The 19904-nt window shown below is 65.8% G+C and carries 17 protein-coding genes; 5 read left to right on the top strand and 12 right to left on the bottom strand.

Going from position 1 to position 19904, the window contains the following annotated elements; genetic code table 11:
• Positions 1 to 5: 5 nt before the first annotated feature.
• The 5 genes from dapD to ACSFB7_RS11660 all read right to left on the bottom strand — a co-directional run bounded on the left by dapD (position 6) and on the right by ACSFB7_RS11660 (position 6255).
• The gene (gene dapD / locus ACSFB7_RS11680) at positions 6 to 839 is read right to left on the bottom strand and encodes a 2,3,4,5-tetrahydropyridine-2,6-dicarboxylate N-succinyltransferase (protein ID WP_435470186.1); all 834 of its coding nucleotides are present in this window, start codon (positions 837 to 839) and stop codon (positions 6 to 8) included.
• 47 nt (positions 840 to 886) lie between these two features.
• Positions 887 to 2107: a succinyldiaminopimelate transaminase gene (gene dapC, locus ACSFB7_RS11675; protein ID WP_435470184.1), complete on the bottom strand. Its 1221-nt coding sequence runs from the start codon at positions 2105 to 2107 to the stop codon at positions 887 to 889.
• A gap of 111 nt (positions 2108 to 2218) precedes the next feature.
• Positions 2219 to 2857: a LysE family translocator gene (locus ACSFB7_RS11670; protein ID WP_093239517.1), complete on the bottom strand. Its 639-nt coding sequence runs from the start codon at positions 2855 to 2857 to the stop codon at positions 2219 to 2221.
• A 40-nt stretch (positions 2858 to 2897) separates the two neighbouring features.
• A complete protein-coding gene (argA, locus tag ACSFB7_RS11665) occupies positions 2898 to 4244 on the bottom strand; it encodes an amino-acid N-acetyltransferase (RefSeq protein WP_435470181.1) in 1347 nt (448 codons plus the stop codon).
• Between the two features lie 40 nt (positions 4245 to 4284).
• A complete protein-coding gene (locus tag ACSFB7_RS11660) occupies positions 4285 to 6255 on the bottom strand; it encodes an AAA family ATPase (protein WP_435470179.1) in 1971 nt (656 codons plus the stop codon).
• A 399-nt stretch (positions 6256 to 6654) separates the two neighbouring features.
• On the opposite strand from ACSFB7_RS11660, the gene hrpA reads away from it, so the two are divergent.
• On the top strand, positions 6655 to 10524 hold the full coding sequence (hrpA, locus tag ACSFB7_RS11655; protein ID WP_435470177.1) for an ATP-dependent RNA helicase HrpA: 3870 nt from the start codon (positions 6655 to 6657) through the stop codon (positions 10522 to 10524).
• Positions 10525 to 10569: 45 nt separating this feature from the next.
• On the opposite strand, the gene ACSFB7_RS11650 is transcribed toward hrpA, so the two are convergent.
• From ACSFB7_RS11650 to lptF, 7 genes are all read right to left on the bottom strand, one after another.
• Entirely contained in the window at positions 10570 to 10728 is a 159-nt protein-coding gene (locus ACSFB7_RS11650; RefSeq protein WP_435470175.1) for a DUF3309 family protein, read from the bottom strand.
• Positions 10729 to 10896: 168 nt separating this feature from the next.
• Positions 10897 to 11271, bottom strand: a complete 375-nt coding sequence (locus tag ACSFB7_RS11645; protein ID WP_435470173.1) for a rard protein — start codon at positions 11269 to 11271, stop codon at positions 10897 to 10899.
• A 28-nt stretch (positions 11272 to 11299) separates the two neighbouring features.
• The gene (locus ACSFB7_RS11640) at positions 11300 to 12472 is read right to left on the bottom strand and encodes a pyridoxal phosphate-dependent aminotransferase (protein ID WP_435470171.1); all 1173 of its coding nucleotides are present in this window, start codon (positions 12470 to 12472) and stop codon (positions 11300 to 11302) included.
• On the bottom strand, positions 12469 to 13410 hold the full coding sequence (locus ACSFB7_RS11635; protein ID WP_187110449.1) for a CysB family HTH-type transcriptional regulator: 942 nt from the start codon (positions 13408 to 13410) through the stop codon (positions 12469 to 12471). Before ACSFB7_RS11635 ends, ACSFB7_RS11640 begins: the two co-directional genes overlap by 4 nt.
• Before the next feature lie 63 nt (positions 13411 to 13473).
• Positions 13474 to 13854, bottom strand: a complete 381-nt coding sequence (locus ACSFB7_RS11630) for a sirohydrochlorin chelatase (RefSeq protein WP_435470168.1) — start codon at positions 13852 to 13854, stop codon at positions 13474 to 13476.
• On the bottom strand, positions 13851 to 14960 hold the full coding sequence (gene lptG / locus ACSFB7_RS11625; RefSeq protein WP_435470166.1) for an LPS export ABC transporter permease LptG: 1110 nt from the start codon (positions 14958 to 14960) through the stop codon (positions 13851 to 13853). Before lptG ends, ACSFB7_RS11630 begins: the two co-directional genes overlap by 4 nt.
• Positions 14957 to 16099 (bottom strand): LPS export ABC transporter permease LptF, encoded by a 1143-nt coding sequence (lptF, locus tag ACSFB7_RS11620; RefSeq protein WP_435470164.1) that lies wholly within the window; start codon positions 16097 to 16099, stop codon positions 14957 to 14959. Before lptF ends, lptG begins: the two co-directional genes overlap by 4 nt.
• A gap of 21 nt (positions 16100 to 16120) precedes the next feature.
• Between lptF and ACSFB7_RS11615 the strand changes: the two genes are divergently transcribed.
• The 4 genes from ACSFB7_RS11615 to ACSFB7_RS11600 all read left to right on the top strand — a co-directional run bounded on the left by ACSFB7_RS11615 (position 16121) and on the right by ACSFB7_RS11600 (position 19828).
• Positions 16121 to 17638 carry a leucyl aminopeptidase gene (locus tag ACSFB7_RS11615; RefSeq protein ID WP_435470162.1) on the top strand — a complete coding sequence of 506 codons (1518 nt, stop codon included), beginning with the start codon at positions 16121 to 16123 and terminating at the stop codon, positions 17636 to 17638.
• Positions 17635 to 18075, top strand: coding sequence for a DNA polymerase III subunit chi (locus tag ACSFB7_RS11610; RefSeq protein WP_435470160.1), 441 nt, complete (start codon positions 17635 to 17637; stop codon positions 18073 to 18075). The genes ACSFB7_RS11615 and ACSFB7_RS11610 overlap by 4 nt, the downstream gene beginning before the upstream one ends.
• 1 nt (position 18076) lies before the next feature.
• Entirely contained in the window at positions 18077 to 18484 is a 408-nt protein-coding gene (locus ACSFB7_RS11605) for a hypothetical protein (RefSeq protein WP_435470158.1), read from the top strand.
• 135 nt (positions 18485 to 18619) lie between these two features.
• Positions 18620 to 19828 (top strand): branched-chain amino acid ABC transporter substrate-binding protein, encoded by a 1209-nt coding sequence (locus tag ACSFB7_RS11600; protein WP_435470156.1) that lies wholly within the window; start codon positions 18620 to 18622, stop codon positions 19826 to 19828.
• The last annotated feature ends 76 nt before the right edge of the window (positions 19829 to 19904 follow it).

Below are 19904 nucleotides of genomic sequence, written 5' to 3'. Positions count from 1 at the left end.
TGCAATCAGTCGCGCAGCAGGTCGTTCAGGCTGGTCTTGGAGCGCGTTTGCGCATCGACCGTCTTGACGATGATCGCGGCGTAGGTGCTGTAGTCCTGGCCCGACTTGGTCTTCTTGGGCAGGTTGCCGCTGATGACGACGCTGCCGGACGGCACGCGGCCGTAGGTGGTTTCGCCGGTTTCGCGGTTGAAGATCGGGGTGCTCTGGCCGAGGTACACGCCCATGCCGAGCACCGAGTTTTCTTCGACCACCACGCCTTCGACCACTTCGGAGCGGGCGCCGATGAAGCAGTTGTCTTCGATGATGGTCGGGCCGGCCTGCAGCGGCTCGAGCACGCCGCCGATGCCGACGCCGCCCGACAGGTGCACGTTGGCGCCGATCTGTGCGCACGAACCCACGGTGGCCCAGGTGTCGACCATGGTGCCTTCGCCCACGTAGGCGCCGATGTTCACGTACGAGGGCATCAGGATCGCGCCCTTGGCGATGAAGCTGCCGCGGCGGGCCACGGCCGGCGGCACGATGCGCACGCCCGATTCCTTCAGCTCACCGGCCGACAGGTGCGAGAACTTGGTCGCGACCTTGTCGTAGAAGCCGAGCGAGCCGGCCTGCATCTGTTCGTTGTCCTTCAGGCGGAACGACAGCAGCACGGCCTTCTTGATCCACTGGTGCACGGTCCACTTGCCCACGCTTTCGCGGGTGGCCACGCGCAGCTTGCCGTTGTTGAGCTCGGTGATCACGTGCTCGACGGCATCGCGCACTTCGGCGGCGGCGGCGGCGGGCGAGATGTTGGCGCGGTCTTCCCACGCGGCGTCGATGATCTGTTGCAGTTGCTGTGTCATGAAGAAAGTCTCGGGTGAAAAATGGGGCAGGGAAGCGGGGCGAAGGGTCAGCGGCGGGCGTCTTTGACGAAGCGGACGATGCGTTCGGCGGCTTCGACGCATTCGGCCGTTTCGGCCACCAGCGCCATGCGGATGCGGCCTCTTCCAGGGTTCGCGGAGTTGGCGCCGTGCGCCGTGTCACGGGCCAGATAGCTCCCCGGCAAAACCGTGACATTGTATTGAGCGTAGAGCGCGCGGGCGAAGGCTTCGTCGTCGCCAGCCCACACTTCGGGCACGCCGGCCCAGAGGTAGAAACTGGCGTCGGGCAGGCGCACGTCGAGCACCGCTTCCAGCAGCGGCGTGACGGCCGCGAACTTGGCGCGGTACTTGGCGCGGTTCTCCACCACATGGGCTTCGTCGCCCCAGGCCGCGATGCTGGCGGCGGCCACGGTGCCGCTCATGGCGCTGCCGTGGTAGGTGCGGTAGAGCAAGAACTTCTTGATGATGGCCGCGTCGCCCGCCACGAAGCCGCTGCGCAGGCCGGGCACGTTGCTGCGCTTGGACAGCGAGGTGAGGGCGATCAGGTTCCTAAAATCCGGCCGGCCGAGCTTCACCGATGCTTCGAGGCCGCTGAGCGGGGGCTCGTCGCGGAAGTAGATCTCGCTGTAGCACTCGTCGGCCGCGATCACGAAGCCATGGCGGTCGGACAGGTCGAAGAGCTTCTTCCATTCGTCCAGCGCCATCACCGCGCCCGTGGGGTTGCCCGGCGAGCAGACGAACACGAGCTGCGTACGGGCCCAGATGGCCTCGGGCACGCTGTCCCAATCGACCGCGAAGTTGCGCGACGGCACGCTGGGCACGTAGTACGGCTCGGCGCCCGAGAGCAGCGCGGCGCCCTCGTAGATTTGATAGAACGGATTGGGCGACATCACCACCGGCTGCGGCGAGACGGTGGCATCGATCACCGTTTGCGCCAGCGAGAACAGCCCCTCGCGCGAGCCGTTGACCGGCAGTACCTGCGTGGCCGGATCGAGCGCGAGGCTGTAGCGGGTCTTCAGCCAGTCGGTGAAGGCGGTGCGCAGTTTCAGGTCGCCGACGGTGGCGGGGTAGGCGGCCAGCGAGCCGAGGCTGGCGCTCAGTGCTTCCTTGATGAAAGGCGGCGTCGCGTGCTTGGGCTCGCCGATGCCCAGGCTGATGGCGGGGAACTCGGGGTTGGGCGTGACGCCCGCGAACAATTGCTTGAGCCGCTCGAAGGGATAGGGCTGCAACCTGGAAAGCAAGGGATTCATGCCCGGGATTATCGGTGACACCTGTTACCGCTCCCGGCGAAGCGGCTACTGACAACTGTCACCGTCATGGCGGCTGGCCGCCCGCCGACCGCATGGGCCGGCTGGCCGGTATCAGGTCGCGCTGCGCCGGTAGAAGGCCAGCGAGCCGGCCAGCGCCAGCAGCATGCCGCCGCAGGCGCGGTCGATCCAGCGGGTGGCCGACACCGTCAGCAGACGGATCGCACGGGCGCCGACAAAGGCGTAGGCCAGCATCACCGTCATGTCCAGGCCCGCGAAGATCACGGCAATGATCAGGTACTGCGGCGCCTGCGCGGCCGAAGGATCGATGAACTGCGGCAGCAGCGCCGAGCAGAAGATGTAGCCCTTGGGATTGGTCACCGCCACCAGGAAGGACTTGAAGAAGATCCGGCGGCTTTCGCCCGCCGTCACCGACGCGGCGGCATCGGCGGTCGGCAACTGGAAGCCGCCCTTGGAGCGCAGCATGCGCAGCCCGAGCCAGGCCAGGTACACCGCGCCGACCCACTTCAGCATCGAGAACCAGAACTCCGACGCCGCCAGCAGCGCGCCGAGACCGAGTGCCACGGCACCGACCAGCACGAAGTCCGACAGCACCGCGCCGAGCATGCCCGGCAGGGCCCGCCGCACGCCGTGCCGCGAGCCGTTGCTGAGCGCCAGCAGCACGGTGGGGCCGGGCGTGGCGATGGCGGCGAAGGCCACGATGGCGAAGAGCAGGGCGGTGGCGAGCGTCATCGGGGCAATCTCCTTCGTGGGGTTCAGCGATCCGTCAGAGTCAGAACTTCTTGACGAGCACCTGGCTCTTGCGGTCCCAGTTGTACTTGCGCTTGCGCGCTTCGGGCAGCCAGTCGGGGTTGACCTGCTGGAAGCCGCGCTTGAGGAACCAGTGCATGGTGCGCGTGGTGAGCACGAAGATGCTGTCCAGGCCCATGGCCTTGGCGCGGTGCTCGATGCGCTTGAGGATGCGTTCGCCGTCGCCCTGCGACTGCGTATGCGGCGACACCGTGAGCGCGGCCATCTCGGCGGTGCGCTCCTCGGGGTAGGGGTAGAGCGCCGCGCAGCCGAAGATCACGCCGTCGTGCTCGATCACCGTGTAGTGGCCCACGTCGCGTTCGATCTCGTTGCGGTCGCGCTTGACCAGCGTGCCGTCGCGCTCGAAGGGCTCGATCAGTTGCAGGATGCCGCCGATGTCGTCGACCGAGGCTTCGCGCAGGCTTTCGAGTTTCTCGTCGATCACCATGGTGCCGACGCCGTCGTGCACGTACACCTCCAGCAGCAGCGAGCCGTCGAGCGCGAAGGGCAGGATGTGGTTGCGCTCCACGCCGGCCTTGCAGGCCTTCACGCAGTGCTGCAGGTAGAAGGCGGTGTCGGTCGGGCGCTGTGCGGGCGGCAGCGAGGCCAGCAGCTTTTCGGCGGCGTCCAGCGGCAGTTCGGTGTCGATCGGGTTGTCTTCACTCTCGGGCAGCTCGCTGTCCATGCGGATGCCCGGGATCTCGGTCAAAAAGATCAGCTTGTCGGCCTGGATCGAAATGGCGACGCTGGTGGCGACCTCTTCCATCGTCAGGTTGAAAGCCTCGCCGGTGGGCGAGAAGCCGAAGGGCGACATCAGCACCATCGCGCCGAAATCGAGCGTGCGGCGGATGCCGGCCGCATCGACCTTGCGCACCAGCCCCGAATGCTTGAAGTCGACGCCGTCGACCACGCCCACGGGACGCGCGGTGATGAAGTTGCCCGAAATCACCCGCACCGTCGAGCCGGCCATCGGCGTGTTCGGCAGGCCCTGGCTGAAGGCGGCTTCGATCTCGTAGCGCAACTGGCCGGCGGCCTCTTGCGCGGAGTCGAGCGCCACCGCGTCGGTGATGCGGATGCCGTGCGAGTACTGCGCCTGGTGGCCCTTGGCGGCCAACTGCTCGTTGACCTGCGGGCGGAAGCCGTGCACCAGCACGATCTTGACGCCCATGCTCTGGATCAGCGCCAGGTCTTGGGCGATGTTCTGCAGCTTGCCCGCCGCAATGGCCTCGCCCGCCAACCCGACCACGAAAGTCTTACCGCGATGGGTGTGGATGTAGGGCGCGACCGAGCGGAACCAGGGCACGAAGGTGAAATTGAAGACGGTGGACATGGGGCGTGATTGTGCATTCATGAAGTGAGATTTGCCTGACTCAGGCCAGCGCCTTGAGCACCCGGGCCGCGCCGGCCCTCGAAGCCTTCGCGGGCGCCGGATTCCGGACGCCGGCCACGCGCGAACGGAAGTCCGTCAGCAGCGCCGCGTAGGCGTCGGTCGACTCGCCGGGCACGGGCGGCGGCAGGTCGAGCATGGCGGCCAGTTCGGCCGGCGCGATCGAGCCTTCGCGCATCAGCGCGTCGACCACCGCCATCAGCGCCGGCGTGTGCGCTTCGAGCAGCGCCAGCGCGCGTGCATGCGCCTGCGCCAGCAGGGCCTCGATCTCCGGGTTGGTGGCGGCCAGGTCGGTGTTGAGGTTGTCGTTCGGGTCGTTGGCAACGTCGGTGCGGCTCAGGCGCGTGCCGAAGGCGAAGTGGCGCACGTACTGCGCGGCATTCGAGGTGGCCTGCATGAAGTCCTGCGACGCGCCCGAGGTGCAGGCCTGCTCGCCGAACACCAGTTGCTCGGCGGCTCGGCCCGCCAGGCTCACGCAGATGCGGTCGCGCAGGTTCTCCTTCGACCAGGTCTTGCGCTGCTCGTAGCTGTTGTAGCCGCCCTCGAACGAGGCCACGTTGATCTTGATCTCCTGCGGCGCGCGGCCGAACAGCAGGCCGTAGACCACGCCGTGGCCCGCCTCGTGCACGGCGAGCAGGGCGCGGAAGTCCTCGCTCGAGCGCTGCTTGAGGCGGTTGAGTTCCAGCGCGATCGGGAACTGTCGTCGCGCCTTGCGGTACTTGGCCGCGATGCACGGGACGCCGGGGTCCAGCGTCAGCCACACCGGCTCGCTGCCGTTGGCGCCGTGCTCCAGCGCCCACAGCGCGGCGTTGACCAGCGTTGCGCTCAGGATCGCGTGGATCGACGAGAACAGCGGGCGCGTGCCCTGTGCCGGGAACACGGCGTTGGCGTAGATCTGCTCGTACACGCTGGCGTCGAGCACGAAGCGCACGCCCGAGCTTTCCTGGATCTCGGCCACGTAGCGGTCGCAGATCGACAGGATCAGGCGCACGTAGGTCGCGCGGTTGAACGAGGGGTAGATCACGTGGTTGTTGCCAAGGCGCGCGATCTGCTCGGGGCGAAAGCGCTCGGCCAGCGCCTTCTTGACGTCGATGACCGAGAGCTTCTTCGTCAGCGCATGGAAGATGTCGGCGTCGGTGTCGCAGTCTTCGACGCGCTGCGCCGTTTCGGCGTACATCTCGTCGAGATTGCCCGAGACGAACACCAGCAGCTTGCTGTAGTCGGTTTCCCAGCTCTGCTGCGTGTCGCGGAAGGCGCGCAGGCGCGCGTGCACCTCGGCGGGCTTCCACGCCATGATCTGCAGCAGGGTTTCGGACAGCTTCAGGCAGCGCTTCACTTCGCGCGCCTCCCAGGGCGAGAGGTGCAGCTTGCGCTTCTTGAGCTTCTTCTTGTCGACGGGGCCGTCGCGGTCCTGCTCGTACTCCGCGTACGCGAGCGAGGATTCGATCTCGCCGAGCATCGACAGCGCGGGCGGCAGGCGGCCGTCGGACAGCAGCGCCCACACGTCCTGGTAGCGCTCGACCTTGGCGTCGTTGCCGTTGCCGTCCCTCGTGCGAAAGCGCTGGAACTCGTCAAGCACCAGGATGCCCGGCGTGCCCTCGGCAATGCCCGACTCGGCCAGCATGGCCGAGATCGAACCGCCGCTGTGGTAGCCCGAACCGTGGCTGAAGCCGTCCATCTGCACTTCGATGAAGCGGTCGTAGAAGCCCAGGTGCTGCGCGAGCTTGCGCACCAGTTGCGTCTTGCCGGTGCCGGTCAGGCCCCAGAGGCAGACGATGACGGGGCGGCTGATGAGCTGGGGCAGCACATACCAGGCGCGCAGCGAATCGACCACGCGATCGATGATGTCGTCGATGCCGAACAGCTCGGTCTTCAGCGCCTCGGCGATGGTCTGCAGGTGTCGTGTGCGTTCAGACAGCTGGACATGCAGGTTGGAATGAATGTCTTTGGACATGGTTTTTCTTCTATGAAACGAACAGGTACGAAAAAGCGGCCGCTCCTTCGGGACGAAGGACACGGCGGGCAGACGCTGTGGGATTCAGTTGCGGCGCTTCTGTGCTCGAAGCGCGCACAAGGGCGCGGGCTTCAGGCCGGGCGAGGCAACTTGACCCGTCCATGCGCGGCGAGCGCATGGCTTGCGCAGCGACGGCGCAAGGTGGTGGGGGCAAGGCGATAGGACATGGGACGCGATCGTAGTGGCGGTTTGTGTCGGAGTAAAGACTATTTACACCACCTGTTGCAACGAAGCCGCGCGCTGTGGATGTCGTGCAACAACCGCGGTGGCCGCCGATAATCGACGGTTTGCCTGCCTGCCACCGTGCCACCGGCGCGCGCGACCGACGACTGCCTTCCCTTGACGACCACGACACCCCTTCGCATCGAATTCCCCGAATCGCTCCCTGTCTCGGGCAGGCGCGACGAAATCATGGCCGCCATCCTGGCGAACCAGGTCGTGATCGTTTGCGGCGAAACCGGCTCGGGCAAGACCACGCAGTTGCCGAAGATCGCGCTGGCACTCGGCCGCGGCAAGCTCAATGCCGAGCCGGGCAAGGGCCGGCTGATCGGCCACACGCAGCCGCGCCGCATCGCCGCAAGTTCGGTGGCCAAGCGCATTGCCGAAGAGCTGAAGACGCCGCTGGGCGACGTGGTCGGCTTCAAGGTGCGCTTTCAGGATCGCCTGAGCCGCGACGCCTCGGTCAAGCTGATGACGGACGGCATCCTGCTGGCCGAGACGCAGACCGATCCGCTGCTCAAGGCCTACGACACGCTCATCATCGACGAGGCCCACGAGCGCTCGCTGAACATCGACTTCCTGCTGGGCTACCTGCGCGAGATTCTTCCGCGCCGTCCCGACCTGAAGGTGATCGTGACCTCGGCCACCATCGATGCCGACCGCTTCGCGCAGCACTTCGCCTCGGCCAAGGGGCCGGCGCCGATCATCTACGTGTCGGGCCGCACCTTCCCGGTGGAGCAGCGCTACCGCCCGTTCGAGGAGTCGCGCGAGCACGACATGAACGACGCGATCGCCGACGGTGTCGATGAACTCTGGCGCGATCCGCACAACGCGGGCGACATCCTCGTCTTCCTGCCCGGCGAGCGTGAGATTCGCGAGGCGGCCGACCATCTGCGCCGCCACCTGAGCCACCAGCCGCTGTTTCGCAATGCCGAGGTGCTGCCGTTGTTCGCGCGACTCTCAGGCCCTGAGCAAGACCGCATCTTCGACAGCCACACGGGCCGCCGCATCGTGCTCGCCACCAACGTGGCCGAGACCTCGCTCACCGTGCCGGGCACCCGCTATGTGATCGACACCGGCACGGCGCGCGTCAAGCGCTACAGCTTCCGCAGCAAGGTCGAGCAATTGCTGGTCGAGCCGATCAGCCAGGCCGCGGCCAACCAGCGTGCGGGCCGTTGCGGTCGCGTGGCGAACGGCATCTGCATTCGTCTCTATGACGAGAAAGATTTCGACGGGCGTCCGCGCTTCACCGATCCGGAAATCCTGCGCTCATCGCTCGCGGGCGTGATCCTGCGCATGAAGTCGCTGCGGCTCGGCGATGTCGCGCGCTTTCCGTTCCTGGAAGCACCGTCGCCGCGCGCCATTGCCGACGGCTACCAATTGCTGAACGAACTGGGCGCTGTCGACGACGCCAACGAACTCACGGCCACCGGCGCCGAGCTGGCCAAGCTGCCGCTCGATCCGCGCGTGGGCCGAATGATTCTGGAAGCCCGCACGCGCGGCGCGCTCGAAGAAGTGCTGGTGATCGCCTCCGCCCTCAGTGTGCAGGACGTGCGCGACCGGCCGATGGAAGCCCAGCAACAGGCCGATCAGGCGCATTCGAAGTTCGACGACGAGAAGAGCGAGTTCAGCGGCTACCTGCGGTTGTGGAAATGGATCGGCGACGCGCGCGGCGGCCACGGCGACACGCACAAGCTCAGCAACCGCCAGTACGAGCAGTTGCTGCGCCAGAACTTCATCAACATCCGCCGCGTGCGCGAATGGCGCGACATCCATTCGCAACTGCTCACGGTGGTGACCGAGCACAAGTGGCGCATCAATGCCGAACCTGCCGGCTACGAGCCGTTGCACCTGTCGATGCTCGCGGGGCTGCTGGGCAACGTCGGCTGGAAGCTCGAAGACGACGAGGCCTACCTGGGCGCGCGCGGCATCAAGTTCTACAAGCACCCGGGCGCGCACCTGAAGAAGAAGCCCGGCCGCTGGATCGTGGCCGCCGAGCTGGTCGAGACCACGCGCCTTTTCGGGCGCGGCGTTGCCAACATCGAGCCGCAGTGGCTCGAACAGGTGGCGGGGCATCTGCTGAAGAAGCAGTTGCTCGACCCGCACTGGGAGAAGAAGGGCGCGCAGGTTTCCGCGCTGGAGCGCGCAACGCTCTATGGCCTTGTGGTCTACAGCGGGCGCCGCGTCGATTTCACGAAGGTCGATCCGGTCGCGGCGCGCGAGATCTTCATCCGCGAAGCGCTGGTCGGTGGGCAGTGGGAAAGCAAGTTCCCGTTTCTCACGGCCAACCGCAAGCTGGTGCGCGAGGTCGAAGGACTGGAGCACAAGGCACGCCGGCAGGACGTGCTGGTCGATGACGAACTGATCTTCGCCTTCTACGACGCGCAACTGCCCGCCGATGTGGCGAGCGGCATCACCTTCGAGAACTGGTACCGCCACGCATCGAGAGAGCAGCCGCGCCTGCTGTACCTCACGCGCGACGAGCTGATGCGCCATCAGGCGGCCGGCATCACGACGCAATCGTTCCCGGCCACGCTGCGGCTCGGCGGTGTCGATTGCGCCGCCACCTACCTGCACGAACCCGGCGACGCAAAAGACGGCCTGACGGTCAGCGTGCCGCTGTTCGTGCTCAACCAGGTCAACGAAGAACGCTGCGAATGGCTGGTGACGGGCATGCTCAAGGACAAGATCCAGGCGCTGCTCAAGAGCCTGCCGCAGCGTCCGCGCTCGCGGCTGGTGCCGCTGCCCGAGTCGGCGTCCAAGCTGGCCGAGGCGCTGTCAGTGCCCGAGCTGTTCGGCACCGGTTCGCTGACCGACGTGCTGCTCAAGCGCGTGCGCGACATGACCAGCATCGATGTGAAGCGCGCCGACTTCAAGCTCGACATGCTGCCGCCGCACATGTTCATGAACCTGCGCGTGATCGACGAACACGGCCGGCAGCTCGGCATGGGGCGCAATCTTGGTGCGCTGAAGGCGGAGCTTGGTGCACAGGCGCGTGGCGCGTTCCAGGCGCTGGCAGGGCTCAACGTCAAGGCATCGTCGGAGAAGAAGGCACCGGCAACGGCAACGGCCGATGGACAGCAGCAGGCAGCGGCGAAGAATGGAGCAGTGGCCGAGCCAGCCGTTGCCGCCTTGCCTGCGGGCCAGCGCTACACCGCGTGGACTTTTGGCGAGCTGCCCGAGCTGATGGAAGTGCGCCGCGGCGCGCAGTCGCTGATCGGCTTTCCGGCGCTGCGCGATGAAGGCGACGCCGTGACCATCGAGGTGTTCGACGAGCCGGCCGTGGCCGCCGTCAAGCACCGCGCCGGCCTGCGCCGCCTGTTCGCATTGCAGTTGAAGGACGCGCTCAAGTACCTCGAGAAGAACATCCCCGACCTGCAGAAGATGTCGGTGGCCTACATGCCGCTCGGCACGTCCGAAGAACTGCGCACGCAGGTCATCGACGTGGCGATCGACCGGGCCTTCCTGCAGGAGCCGCTGCCAACGGACGAGTTCGCCTTCAAGAAGCGGCTGGAGGAGGGCCGTGGCCGCCTCACGCTGATCGCCAACGAGGTGGCCCGGCTCGCGTCGACCATCCTCGTGGAGTACGCCGCCGCCGCGCGAAAGATCAAGGACACGAAGATCCAGCCCGACGCCGTCCAGGACGCTGCGCAGCAACTGCAACGCCTGGTCGGCAAGCGCTTCATCGCGGATGCGCCGTGGACGCAACTGCAGCACTTCGCGCGCTACCTCAAGGCCATCGTGCTGCGGCTCGACAAGCTGCGGGCCGACCCGGCACGCGACACCGCCAAGCTGGCCGAGCTGCGTCCACAGGAGCAGCGCTACTGGCGCCTGGTGGCGGAGCGAAAGGGCGTGGTGGACGACCGCATGCTCGAATTCCGCTGGCTGCTCGAAGAGCTGCGCGTGAGCTTCTTCGCGCAGGAACTGCGCACGCCGCAGCCGGTGAGCGTGAAGCGGCTGGACAAGGCCTGGTCCCAGTTGCAGGCATGAAAAAGCCCGCGGCGAGCGGGCTTCTTCATCAGGTGGCGCGTGGCGCTATATGCGACCCATGAGCACCAGGATCACGACGATCACCACCACGAGGCCCAGGCCGCCGCTGGGCCCGTAGCCCCAGGTCCGGCTGTGCCCCCAACTCGGCAATGCGCCGATCAGCAGCAGGATCAGGACGATCAGCAAGATGAACGAGAGGGACATGGTTTTCTCCTGGGGCGTTTGTTGTAACGAGCCTCCATGCTCCGTGCCTCGGCGCGTGCAAAGCGCGGGAGAGCCGCCCCTTCGGCGGTCAGGGCTGTCCTACCGTGTCGTCGGCGCTTTGCCGGTGCGTCTGCAAGCGGGAAGTGCGTGGCCGCGGCGAAGCGCCCTTCAGCTTCGCAACTGCTCGACCAACAAGGTCCCGACGGCTGACAGCACGAGGCCTGCCACCAGGAAGCCCGCGGATTTGAGCGAGGCGCCCAAAGCCTGCCGCCAGGGGCGGGTGCGGAAGAAGTAGATCGGCAGGCCCAACAGGGGAAAGAGGCCGGCGACCAATGCCGAGCGGCCGGGCGGAACGACGCCGCGTGCCAGCCCTTCGGCCCTGCACCACGTGTAGCTCAGAGCCCCGATGAAGAAAGCGTGAACCGCATCCAGCGCGGTGTAGTCCTTGCCCCGCAGCAGGGGAAGGAAGGCGTCCGCCGCGCCCACGACGAAAAAGGACAGGCCCAGAACCAGCAGGATCCAACGCGGACGGTTCATCGTCATGCCGGCGTTGGAACCGTGGGGGCTGATGTCAGAGCTTGGCGAGCCGCTCCAGCGCGGCGAGCAGCGTCTCGTCTTTCTTGGCGAAGCAGAAGCGCACCACGCGCTGGTCGAAGCCGTCGCCGTAGAACGCGGACAGCGGAATCGCCGCCACGCCGATCTCGCTCGTGAGCCAGAGGCAGAAGTCGGCTTCCGAGAGATCGCTCACGGCCGAGATGTCGACGCACTGGAAGTAGCTGCCTTCGCTGCGCAGCAGCTTGAAGCGCGTCTTCTCGGCCAGGCCGGCGGCGAACAGGTCGCGCTTGCGCTGGTAGAAGGCCGGCAGTTCGAGGTACGGCTTCGGGTCGGCCATGTACCGCGCCAGTGCGTGCTGCATCGGCGTGTTGACGGTGAACACGTTGAACTGGTGCACCTTGCGGAACTCGGCCATCAGCGGCGCCGGCGCGGCGACGAAGCCCACCTTCCAGCCGGTGACGTGGTAGGTCTTGCCGAAGCTGCTCACGATGAAGCTGCGTGCCGCGAGACCGGGGTAGCTGGCCACGCTCTCATGCCGTGCCTGGTCGAACACCATGTGTTCGTAGACCTCGTCGGCGATCACGAACACGTCGGTCGGCGCGAGCAGCTCTTCGAGCTTGCGCATCTCGGCTTTGGTCCACACGGTCGCGCTGGGGTTGTGCGGCGTGTTGATGATGATCGCGCGCGTGCGCGGGCTCAGGGCCGCGGCGATCTTGTCGAAGTCGGGGCGGAAGGTGCCGGGCACCAGCGGCACGCGCACCACGCGGCCACCGGCCAGGTCGATGTTGGGCACGTAGCTGTCGTAGCAGGGTTCCAGCACGATCACTTCATCGCCCGGACGCACGATGGCGAGGATGGCGGTGATGATGGCTTGCGTGGCGCCGGCCGTGACGGTGATTTCGGTGGCTGCGTTGTAGCTGCGGCCGTAGAGCGCCGAGATCTTGGCGGCGATGGCGTCGCGCAAGGCCGGGATGCCCGGCATCGGCGGGTACTGGTTGTGGCCGGCGGCCATGGCGGCCGTCACGTCTTCGAGCAGTTTCGGATCGCAGTTGAAATCCGGAAAGCCCTGGCCCAGGTTGACCGCGTTCTTCTCGACGGCCAGCGTCGACATGACCGTGAAGATGGTGGTGCCGACAGCGGGCAGCTTGGTGGTGATTTCGGGCGTGCGTGGGGAAGGCACAGTACTCATAGCTCGTAGTCTTGTTGATGGCCGCTCAGGGCTTTTGCGATCAGGTTGCGGTCGAGCCGGTCGGACAGCAGCTCGGCGAACTTGAAGACGAAGTTGCGCAGATAGGCGCTGCGCTTGAAGGCGACGCGCGCGATATTCTGGCCGAACACATGGCCCATCGGGCGCACCACGAGGTCGGCATTCGACTCGTCGCGCACGGCCATTTCGGCCACGATGCCCACGCCCAGGCCCAGGCGCACGTAGGTCTTGATCACGTCGGAATCAATGGCTTCGAGCGCGATGCGCGGCGAGAGCTTCTTTTGCGCGAAGGCATGGTCGATGCGCGTGCGGCCGGTGAACGACGGGTGGTAGGTGATGATCGGCTCGAGCGCCAGGTCTTCGAGCGAAATGCGCTCCTTGGCCGCCAGCGGATGGTCCTTGGGCAGCACCAGCACGTGCTGCCATTCATAGCAGGGCAGCGTCACCAGTTCGGCATAGCCGTCGAGCGATTCGGTGGCGATGCCGATCTCGGCGATTTCGTCGATCACCATGCGCGCCACCTGGTCGGGCGAGCCCTGGTGCAGGCTCACATTGACCTTGGGGTAGGCCTCGCGCAGGTTGGCCACGGGCACCGGCAGCACGTAGCGCGCCTGGGTGTGGGTGGTGGCGATGGAAAGGGTGCCGCTGTCCTGCGCGCTGAACTGTTCGCCGATGCGCTTGAGGTTGCCGACCTCCCGCATGATCAGCTCGATGCTGGCAATGACATGCTGGCCGGGTTCGGTGACGCGCTTGAGGCGCTTGCCGTGGCGCGCGAAGATCTCGACGCCGAGCTCTTCCTCGAGTTCGATGATCGCCTTGGAGACGCCGGGTTGCGAGGTATGGAGCGCCTTGGCCGCTTCGGTGAGGTTCAGGTTGCGCCGCACGGCCTCCTGAACAAACTTGAACTGATGCAGATTCATATCAAATTCCGTCTTATTGCGGAATTCATTATGCCTTCGGAATCTATCGAAATTGCCGGATGTTCAGGGTTTGATGGCAATTCTGGCCATCAGGTCGACCAGTTCGGGCTCTTCGCCCACGATGCGGGCGAGCGAGAAGTCGATGTCCGGGCGGGATTTCTGCAGCGCTTCGAGCTGCAGCGGCAGGTCTTCGCGGGCGTGCTTGCCCATGCCCAGGAACAGCGGAACCACGCGGATGGCGCGGGCGCCGCTGGCAATCAGCGCGGCCGCCGCCGTCGGCAGGTCGGGCATGGCCAGTTCCATGTAGGCGCAGGTCACGCGGGCGTCGGGCGCGTACTGGCACACGCGCGCGGCGACGGCCTCGATCGGCTCGCGCCAGCGCTCGTCGCGCGAGCCGTGCGCCAGCAGGACGATGCCCAGCACCGATCCGGATGCGGTGGTCATCTTCGCAAGACCAGCCAGCTGAAGGCCGTCAACGACATCACCGAATAGATCATTCCCGGCGCGGCGGCGGTCAGCCATGGCGACCAGTTGCTGAGATTGCCCAGATAACCGAACACGTTGTTCAGCAGGAAGAAGCTGATGCCGATCATCACGCCGCCGAACACATAGGTGGTGATGCCGGCCTGGCGAAAGTGCAGGTAGGCGAAGGGCAGGGCGAGCACCACCATCACCAGACACGAGAGCGGGTAGAACACCTTGCGCCAGAACTCGATTTCGTAGCGCTGCGCGGTCTGTCCGTTGGCGTCGAGGTGGCGGATGTAGTCGAACAGGTCGATGGTGCTCATGCGCTCCGGCCGCAGCAATGCGACCGACACCATTTCGGCGGTCAGCGAGGTGGGCCAGTCCATCTGCGGGACCTTGGTGGTGGTGATGCGGGCCGTGTCGGTCTTGCCGCGCGTGTCGTAGTCCTGTTGCTCGACGTCGGACAGCAACCAGTGCCCGTTGTTGATGCGTGCGGTACTGGCGACCAGTTGCTTGCTCACGTAGCCGTTCTGGTCGAATTCAAAAATGCGTGCGTTCCGGATCTCGCCATTGCGGGAAATCGCCAGCACGTTGACGGCATAGGACACGTCGTCGCGCTTCTCCTTGAGCCAGGCGCCGGTGTTGCCGACGAACGAGTAGGTTCCCTGGTAGCGCGACTTGATCAACTGGGCCGTGCGGCCGGAGTTCGGCGCCACGTAGTCGCCGATGGCGAAGGTCAGGATGACGAAGCCCATGCCCAGGAGCAGCAGCGTGCGCAGCGCACGCCAGGGACCGAGGCCGCTGGTGCGCAGGATGGTGTATTCCGAACTCTGCGCGAGCCGCGCCATCACGAAGATGCAGCCGATCAGCACGGTGATCGGCAGCAACTCGTAGAGGTGGTTCGGAATCATCAACGTGACGTAGATGAGCGCCTGCACGGGCCCATACGCCAGGCTTTCCGGCCTGCCGACCGATTGCAACTCGTCGACGAAGTCGAAGAAGAAGAACAGGCTCAGGAAGCCGAGCGTCACGAAGGCCACGGCCTTCAGTGCCTCGACATAGATCAGTCGTCGGATGGTTTTCACGCGGTGGGGTCGATCTTTGGAGGCGAAAGCGTCTGCAGCGAGGCCGCGCCCTGGGCGGCGCTGAGCGTCTTCTTGCGGCTCCAGTTGTTGTTGCGCAGGGTCAGCCATGCCACGGCGACGAGGAACACGCCACCATGCAGGAGGAACATGAACGAGCCCAGGCCATAGCGGCCGGAGCTGACCCAGCTTTGCCCGAGGTTGAGCATGTTGTAGTAAAGAATGAACGCGAAGAGCGCCAGCACCAGGTTGCCGCTGCGGCCCACGCGCGGGTTGCCGCTCGAGACGGTCAGAGCCAGCAGGACGAAGTTGACGGCGGCCAGCAGCATGCCGATGCGCCAGCCCAGTTCGCCGAGGTTGGCGCTGCTGGGGTCGCGCAGGAGGGCCAGGGTGTTCAGGGCGCGTGGCGGGGTCGAGTCGCCGGTGAGTCCGGGATCGCCGCCGGACCGGGTGCCGTAGGACTTGAACTCGCTGATCTTGAGTCCTGCTGTCGGCAGAAAGGGGCGCTCCAGCCGCTGGCCGTTTTCCAGAATCAGGTAGCGGGAGTTGCCGATGGTGTCGATGTGGCCGCTGCGCGCAGACGTGGTGACTTGCTTGAGGGTTTCCATCGACCAGATGAAAACGTTCGTGGCCATGGCGTCACCGGGCGTTTCCTTGTCGACGAAGAAGACGCGGATGCGTCCGGCCGACTCGCGGAACTCGCCGGGCGAGACCCGCTCGATGTCGCTGCGCTGCTCGTACTGCTGGCGCATGCCGATGGTCTGCGAATTGGCCCAGGGCCAGCCGATCAGCGCCATGGCGGTGATCAGCACCAGCACCGGCCAGGAAAATCGGAACAGCGGCTTCACGAAGTCGACGAGCCCGCGACCACTGGAAAACCAGATGACCATTTCGCTGTCGCGGTACATGCGCGAGAGCGTGCCGACGATGGCGATGAACAGGCTCAGGCTCAGGATGGTCGGCATGTAGCCGAGCACCGTGTAGGCCATCACGAGGAACACCTCCTGCGGATTCACACTGCCCTTGGACGCGAGCCCGAGGGTACGGATGAGCATCATGGTCATCACGATGGTGACCAGAACCACGAGGGTCGCTCCGAAGCTGCGTGACAGCTCCTTGCGTAGGGAAGAATGGAATAACATCGTTCGAGGAAAAAAAGGATTATGGACTTTCAACTCAAGACCCTCACCGTCGCCCAGGCCGCAGCCGAGAAATCCGATGTCCTGATCGTGCTCGTCGGCAGCGCTGCCCTCACCAGCAAGGACCCGCTTTCCGTGCTCGCCGCCAGTGCCCGCAAGGCCGGCGACCTGCCCGACAAGGCCGGCAAGCTGCTCACGCTGTACCGCCCCGACGACGTCGTGGCATCGCGCGTCGTGCTCGCAGCCATCGGCGACGGCAAGCCCGCGTCGGTCCGCAGTGGCGTGACCGCGGCGGTCAATGCGGCCAAGGCCCATGGGCCGAAGCGAGTGGTCGTGGTGTTCGCGCAAGCCGCGGACGGCGCCTCGGTGGCTTGTGCCGTTGTGGCGGCGGCCGACGCCAGCTACGTCTACACCACCACCAAGTCGAAAGCCGAACCGCGCAGCATCCGTCACCTGACCGTCGGCGTGGCCGATGCGTCCGGCGTGAGCGACGCTTTCAACGAGGCCCGCGCCACCGTGTCGGGCATCGAGCTGGCCAAGGAGTGGGGCAACCGTCCCGCCAACCATGCCACGCCCACGCTGCTGGGCGAAGCCGCCAAGGACCTGGCCAAGCTGCCCCGTATCAAGTGCGAGGTGCTGGGCCCGAAGGAAGTCGAGAAGCTCGGCATGGGCTCGTTCGCCGCCGTGGCGCAGGGCTCGGCCGAACCACTGCGCTTCATCGTGCTGCGCTACCAGGGCGCATCGAAAGACCAGGCGCCTGTCGTGCTGGTCGGCAAGGGCATCACCTTCGACACCGGCGGCGTGTCGCTCAAGCCCGCCGCCGAGATGGACGAGATGAAGTTCGACATGTGCGGTGCCGCGAGCGTGCTCGGCACCTTCCGCGCGCTGGGTGACATCCAGCCCGCCATCAATGTCGTCGGTCTCATTCCCTCGTGCGAAAACATGAACGACGGCAAGGCGGTCAAGCCCGGCGACGTGGTGACCAGCATGAGCGGGCAGACCATCGAGGTGCTCAACACCGACGCCGAAGGCCGCCTCATCCTGTGCGATGCGTTGACCTATGCCAAGCGCTTCGATCCGGCCGCCGTGATCGACATCGCCACGCTGACCGGCGCCTGCGTGGTGGCGCTCGGCGGTGTGCGCAGCGGCCTGTTCTCGAGCGACGAGACGCTGGCTGCGGCGCTCGAAGCGGCCGGTGAGGCGTCGCAAGACCGTTGCTGGCGCCTGCCGCTGGACGACGACTATGCCGAAGGCCTCAAGAGCAACTTCGCCGACGTGGCCAACATCGCGGGCCGTGCCGGTGGCGCGATCACCGCCGCCAAGTTCCTGCAGCGTTTTGCCAGCGACTTCCCGTGGGCGCACCTGGACATCGCGGGCACCGCGTGGAAGAGCGGAGCGGCCAAGGGCTCGACCGGCCGTCCGGTGGGCCTGCTGGTGTCCTACCTGACGAACCGCGCGCGCAGCGGTGCGGCCGACAAGGCAGCGAAGTCCGTGCGCAAGGCATCGGAAGCCGCGCCTCGAAAGGCCCGGTCCGCGAAGTGACGGAAATCGGCTTTCACTACAACGCGCCCGACAAGCTGAACTACGCCTGCCGGCTGGTTCGCAAGGCCGTGAATGCGCGCGGCCTGCGCGTGGTGGTCGTGGGCGACCCGCAGATGCTGGACGCGGTGGATGCCGCGCTGTGGCAACTGTCGCCGGTGGACTTCGTCGCGCATTGCCGTGGCGATGCGCCGGCCCATGTGGTCGCCCGCTCGCCGGTCGTTCTTTCCGCGGACGGCGCCGATGCGTCGTTGTTGCCGCACCGCGAGATGCTGGTGAACCTCGGGCTCGAAGTGCCCGCCGGTTTCGAGCGCTACAAGCGCCTCATCGACATCGTGAGCGACGAGTCCAACGATCGGCAGATCGGCCGATCGCGCTGGCGCCACTACGCCGACCGCGGCTACACCATCCAGCCGCACGACTTCGCAAGGAGTTCCTGACATGGCCAGCACGCTGCGCACTCCGCCCCGGTTCGTTCCCACCCTGACCACGGTGCTCGAGATGCCGGCGGAGCCCGCCGCGGCCGAGGCATCGCATGGGGCGTCCACCGCGCCGACGCCCCAGCCCGATCCGGCGAGCGCCGTGGCCTTGCCCCCGGCGGCACAGCTTTCGCAAGCAGAAATCGTCAGCCTCGAAGAGCAGCTTTTGCATCGCGTGCTGCAGCGCGTCGACCTGTCTCTGGAAGAGCGTTTAAGCGACACCGTGTCAGCTGCCATTCAGCATCAACTCGATGCAATGGTGCCGCGTTTGCGCAATGAAATCGAAGCTGTCCTGCGTGCTTTGGTGATCGAGGCGATGGCCGCCGAACTCTCCGAAAACACAGGGTCTACGCCAGCTTCCGGCGCGTAAATCCTCGGCTAAACTGCGCCGCAGGTCGGAAGGGCGTGAGGGTGCCACTGGTCTGCGGCGCGAAACTTGCGAGGTCTGCGCGCCCGGATCAAACGACCGGTTTTTATTCTTTTCATCCAAGTTCTGGAGGTTCCCATGCAATTGAAATGGACTGCGGTCGCACTGGCTGCAATCACGCTTGTGGCTTGCGGCAAGAAAGAAGAAGCTGCTGCACCCGCGGCAACGCCCGCGCCCACGGCTGCGGCTCCCGCACCTGCAGCACCTGCCGGAGACACCCTGGTCGTCAAGATCGGTCACGTGGCACCTACCAGCGGTCCCATCGCCCACTTGGGCAAGGACAACGAGTTCGGCGCCAAGATGGCCATCGAAGACCTGAATGCAAAGGGCCTCAAGATCGGTGACAAGGTCGCCAAGTTCGAACTGGTCGCCGAAGACGACGCAGGCGATCCGAAGCAAGGCACGGCAGTCGCCCAGAAGCTTGTGGACGAAAAGGTCAACGGCGTGGTCGGTCACCTGAACTCGGGCACCACCATCCCCGCCTCGAAGCTGTACAGCGACGCAGGCATTCCGCAGATCTCGCCATCGGCAACCAACCCGAAGTACACGCGTCAAGGCTTCAAGACCACGTTCCGCGTGGTGGCCGACGACACGCAACTCGGCGGCACGCTGGGCAAGTACGCTGTCGAAACGCTCAAGGGCAAGAACATCGCCGTGATCGACGACCGCACGGCCTACGGCCAAGGCGTTGCCGAAGAATTCGAGAAGTCGGCCAAGGCCGCTGGCGCCACCATCGTGGGCCACGAATTCACCACCGACAAGTCGACCGACTTCAACGCCATCCTGACCAAGCTCAAGGCCACCAAGCCCGACGTTCTGTTCTTCGGCGGCATGGACGCTGTCGGCGGCCCGATGCTCAAGCAGGTCAAGCAACTCGGCCTGAACGTCAAGTTCATGGGCGGCGACGGCCTGTGCACCGGCGAACTGCCGAAGCTGGCTGGCGATGCCATCGGCGAAGACATGGTGGTCTGCGCCGAAGCCGGCGGTGTCGACGGTGACTTCAAGCAGCCGCTGGAAGACTTCAAGGCCAAGTTCAAGACCAAGAACGGCGTCGATGTACAGATCTATGCACCGTACGTGTACGACGCGGTCAACGTGCTGGCCCAGGCAATGGTCGCTGCTGGTTCCTCGGACCCGGCAAAGTACCTGCCCGAAGTCGGCAAGATCTCGTACAAGGGCGTGACCGGCCCGATCGCCTTCGACGAAAAGGGCGACATCAAGAATGGTGCACTGACGCTGTACACCTACAAGGGCGGCGTGCGTACGCAGATCGCCGTGGTGCGCTGATCGCATTGGCAACTGCGCGGCCTGGCCGCAAAAGAGAAAAGGGCCTTCGGGCCCTTTTTTTTATGCGCTGCTCTTT

The organism is Variovorax raffinosi, from assembly GCF_051216615.1.
Lineage (GTDB): Bacteria > Pseudomonadota > Gammaproteobacteria > Burkholderiales > Burkholderiaceae_C > Variovorax.
This window is presented reverse-complemented; position numbering and strand designations above follow the sequence as displayed.